1 protein-coding gene is annotated in these 4822 nt (G+C 63.9%); it reads right to left on the bottom strand.

Features of this window, described 5'->3' with window-relative positions:
• Positions 1-4822 (bottom strand): non-ribosomal peptide synthetase (locus O3298_RS29050; RefSeq protein ID WP_305061194.1); only part of this gene is annotated, 4822 nt, incomplete at both ends.

The raw sequence follows: 4822 nt of genomic DNA, 5'->3' as shown, positions 1-4822 counted from the left end.
CAACCCGGGCAATAGGCCTGCCCTAGTCACGATCGCGACCGGCGCGCTGTCCTCCAGCATATAAGAGAGCCGCTCCTGCGGATACTCTGGATCTAACGGTACATAGGCCCCGCCAGCCTTTAGAATACCGAGCAATCCCACCACTACCTCGATGCTCCGCTCCAGACATAAGCCCACACGATCATCAGGCTTGACGCCCATTTCTTGCAGAGCGTGTGCAACTTGGTTGGCACGACGGTTCAGCTCTGCGTAGCTTACCGTATGCGCTTCGCATACCACAGCCATCTTGTCCGGGTTGCGTCCGGCTTGCTCCTCGAATAGTTGATGTACTAAGCGTTCGCGGGGATAGTCGCGCTGCGTGTGGTTGAAATCGACAACCACCTGGTGTCGCTGCTGCTCGTCCATCAGGTTCAGCACATGCACCGGCTGCTGCTCGTCAGTCACCATGCTCTCGAGGGTGCGCTGGAAATAGCCAATCCAGCGCTCGATCGTGGCGGTATCGAACAGATCGGTGGCGTATTCAAGCGCGCCGTGCAGGACATCGCCCGCTTCGGTCACCGCCAGCGACAGGTCGAAGTGGGTCGTCGTACTGGGCGCGTCCACCGAAGACAGCGTCAGTCCCGGTAGCGACAGCTCTCCATCATTCGGCGTGTTGTTCAAGGCCAGCATAGCCTGGAAAACCGGGCTGTGGCTCATGCTGCGCACCGGCTGCAGCGCTTCGACCACCTGCTCGAACGGCAGGTCCTGATGCGCGTAGGCGTCCAGCGTATTCGCCTTCACCTGCTCCAGCAACTGCGCCACGCTCGGGTCGTCCTCCAGCCTGACCCGTAGGGCCAGCGTATTGACGAAGAAGCCGATCAGCGGTTCGACCTCCTTGCGCTGCCGGTTCGCCACCGGCGTGCCGATCACGATATCGTCCTGCCCCGACAGGCGCGACAGCAGCAACGCCCAGCCCGACAGCAGGGTCATGAACAGGGTCGCTCCATGACGGCGCCCCAGCGCCCGCAGTCCTTCCGTTATCGTTGCCGACAGCGCGAACGGCACCATGCCGCCCGCGTAGCTCTGCACGGCCGGACGCGGTCGGTCGGTCGGCAGCTCCAGCAGCGCCGGCGCGCCCGCCAACCGCTCCTTCCAGTAGCCGAGCTGACGCTCCAGCACCTCGCCCTGCAGCCAGTTACGCTGCCATACCGCATAGTCGGCATACTGGATTGCCAGCGGCGGCAGCGGATCTGCCTGGCCCTGGCTGAACGCCGTGTACAGCGCGCTCACTTCGCGCACCAGCACATTAATCGACCAGCCGTCCGAGATGATGTGATGCTGGGTCACCAGCAAAACGTACTCGTCCTGCATAAGCCTGAGCAGGCGGCCCCGGACCAGCGGGCCGGCTGACAGGTCGAACGGACGGACTGCTTCATCCACGGCCTGCCGTGCCACTGCGGCTTCCTGCTCGTGGCCCACCAGGGCGCTCAGGTCGAACTGTTCCAGCATAAAGCCGGCATTGTCGGGGGCGAACAGCTGCACCACCTGGCCGTCGATGTTCGCGAACGTGGTGCGCAGACTTTCGTGACGCGTCACCATGCGGTCCAACGTGCGGCCCAGGGCCGCAACATCGAGCGTGCCGCGCAACCTGAGCGCGGCAGGGAGATGATAGGCCGCACCGGCCGCCTGGTCGAACCGGTCCAGGAACCACAGACGCTGCTGCGCCCACGACAGCGGCACCGGCGCGCCGCGCTCGGCCACGCCGATTGGCGGCAGGGACGCCGCTGCGGCATGTGCCGCCACGTGCGCCAGTCCTTCCAGGGTCGGCGCCATGAAGACGTCGCGCAGCGCCACTTCGATGCCCAGTGCCTGCCGCAGCTGCGACACCACCCGCACTGCCTGCAGCGAATGGCCGCCCAACTCAAAGAAATTATCGTGGCGCCCTGCTCGCTCGACACCCAACAGTTCCTGCCAGATGCGGGCCAGCGTTTCTTCCACTTCACCTTGCGGCGCTTCATACTCCCCTGTTGCCAGCGCGGACTGGTCCGGTGCTGGCAGGGCCTTGCGGTCGATCTTGCCGTTTGGCGTGAGCGGGAATCGCTCCAACACCACGAAGGCGCCCGGTACCATGTATTCCGGCAGACTCGCCTGCAGGTGTTCGCGCAGCGCGGCAGCGGTAACGTCGCGCCCATCCACCACAGTCAGGTAGGCCACCAGACGCTTGTCGCCGACGATATCCTCGCGCACGATCACCATCGCGTCCTTCACATCTTCGTGCCGCGCGATCCTTGTCTCGATTTCGCCCAGTTCGATGCGGAAGCCGCGCAACTTGACCTGGAAATCATTCCTGCCCAAGTATTCGATATTGCCGTCGGCCAGCCAACGGCCCAGATCACCCGTCTTGTACATGCGCGCACCATGCTGGCCGCCGAACGGGTCGGAGATGAATCGTTCCGCCGTCAGTTCCGGGCGATTCAGATAGCCTCGCGCCACGCCCGCACCGGCGATATAAATTTCCCCAGCCACCGCGACCGGAACCGGCCGCAGGTGGGAATCGAGGATATAGACGCGCGCATTGGCAATCGGTTTGCCGATCGGGATGTCCTGTTTCGGCAGCGGCGACTTGCCGTCAAAGGAGATCGTTGTCGCATGTACAGTCGCTTCCGTCGGACCATAAGTATTCAGCCAGCGCCCCTGCGACAGCCCCGCAGCGCCTAACCAACCGGCCAGATGCCGCAGGTCGGCCTTTTCTCCGCCGGTCACGACCAGGCGCAGCGCCTGGCCCGGCAGACAACGCCCGGCCTGCACCTCCTGCGTCCACAGATGCCAGAACGCCGTCGGCACGTCCGTCATGGTGATACCCTGCTGCTGCAGGAAGCGGACGAAGTGCTCGTCCGGCACCTTCAATTCGGCGGGGCGCAATACGACTCTTGCCCCGACCGACAAAGCGGGGAAGATTTCCGAAATCGAACTGTCGAAACCGAAAGATACAAATTGCAGCACACGGTCCTGGCTGGTCAGCGCATAGCAGTCGATACAGCTGAGGATCAGGTTGACCACGCTGGCGTGCTCGATCATCACCCCTTTCGGCGCGCCGGTCGAGCCAGACGTGTAGATTACGTAGGCCAGGTTGCGCGCGCTAAGACCGAGCCGGGATGGTTCCGGATTGCCAGGCCACGCCTCGCCAGCCGCATCATCCAGCCGGTCCGCATCGAGCGTCAGCACCGGGCATGCAAGATGCACGCCCTGGAACAGGCCAAGGCGATCCCGCAGGCGGGCTTGGGTCAGCAGTGCGACCGGTTGGCAGTCCTCCATTACATAAGCCAGGCGGTCGGTCGGGTAAACCGGATCGAGTGGCACATACGCGGCCCCCGACTTTAGGATGCCCAGCAGACCGACGATCATGTCGATGCTGCGTTCGACGCAGATGGCGACACGGTCGTCAAGGCCAACACCCAGTCGTATCAGATGATGCGCCAGACCGTTGGCGCGCGCGTTAAGCTCGCGGTAAGTCAGGGACTGGTCCCCGAACACCAGGGCCACCGATTCAGGGCTGCGCTGCGCCTGTTCTTCAAACAGTCCGTGCAAGGTCTGCCCATGCGGGTAAGCCTGCGCGGTGCTATTCCATTCCACCAGCAGTTGCTGGCGTTCCTGCGACGGCAGCACTTCCACGGCGGTCGCCGGCGTGCGCGGCGCCTGCACCAATGCCAGCACCAGATTCTCCAGCGCCGTCTGCATATAGCCGCAAATACGGCCTGGCGCGGCCTGCGCATTGCCCTGCACGGCCAGCACGAAGTCGTCGCCCCAGTCATCCACCGCCAGACTGAGTGGATAGTTGGTGCGCTCCTCCGAGCGCAGCAATCCGATTCCACCCGATTCCGCCTGCGCGGTCTCCTGGTTCAGGGCGCTGTGCCGATAGTTTATCAAGGTGGTAAATAGGGGCGCGGACGGTTCCATGGCGCTGCAGCGCTGGGCCAACGACAACGGCGCCTGTTCATATGGCAGCATCTCGCGCAGCGCCGCTTCGGTCTGCGCCACCAGTGCGTCCACGCTGATGCCGTCCAGCTTCATCCGTAACGGCAACGTGTTAATAAACATGCCCAGCATATTGCGCGCACCCACCGTGCCTTGCAGGCGCCCGGACAGCACGGTACCAAACACCACGTCGTCGCGCGCGCTGCAGGCACCAACCACCAGCGCCCACGCCGCATGGAACAAGGTCGCCGGGCTGGTCTTGCGCTGCTTCGCCAGTTGGCGGATCGCATTGGCAAGCGCCGCGTCGAGCACCTTGTGCCCTTCCGTCATATCTCTGCCGTCGCCGTGTACGTCGAGCAGATTGAACGGTGCCGTTGGCTCGGTCACATCGCCCAGCACCTTGCTGAAGTAGGCTTGCGCATCGTTGTTGCTGGCCTGGTGCAGCGCATGGGCCACGAATTCTCGGTAAGGCACGGGCGGCGCAAGGTGGTCGATGCTGCCGGCGAGATGGGCCTGCACCTCCGACACCAGCATCAGCTGCGAGGTCACGTCCTCGATCAGATGGTGGGCATGTAACAGCACATAGACCTTGGAGGACTGCGGGGACTGCGCCGCGCTAACGCGCAGCATCGGCGCGACGGCCAGGTCCATCGGACGATAGAAGCGGCCGACGAGCGCGCTCCGCGCATCGGCGCTATCGCCCAGCTCCACCATGTCAATACTCAGATCGACCTGGCGATAGACGACCTGCACCGGAACACTCAGGTTCTCGGACAGGATCGCGGTGCGCAGCGCGTCATGCCGCGCGATGACCTTGCGCAGCGCTTCGATCAGCGCGTCGAACTGCGCGCGCGAGTCAACCTCAAAC

Origin of the sequence: Janthinobacterium sp. SUN137, from assembly GCF_030587265.1 — a bacterium.
Lineage (GTDB): Bacteria > Pseudomonadota > Gammaproteobacteria > Burkholderiales > Burkholderiaceae_D > Janthinobacterium > Janthinobacterium kumbetense.
The sequence above is the reverse complement of the archived record's forward strand: the minus strand, read 5'-3'. Positions and strand labels throughout refer to the sequence as shown.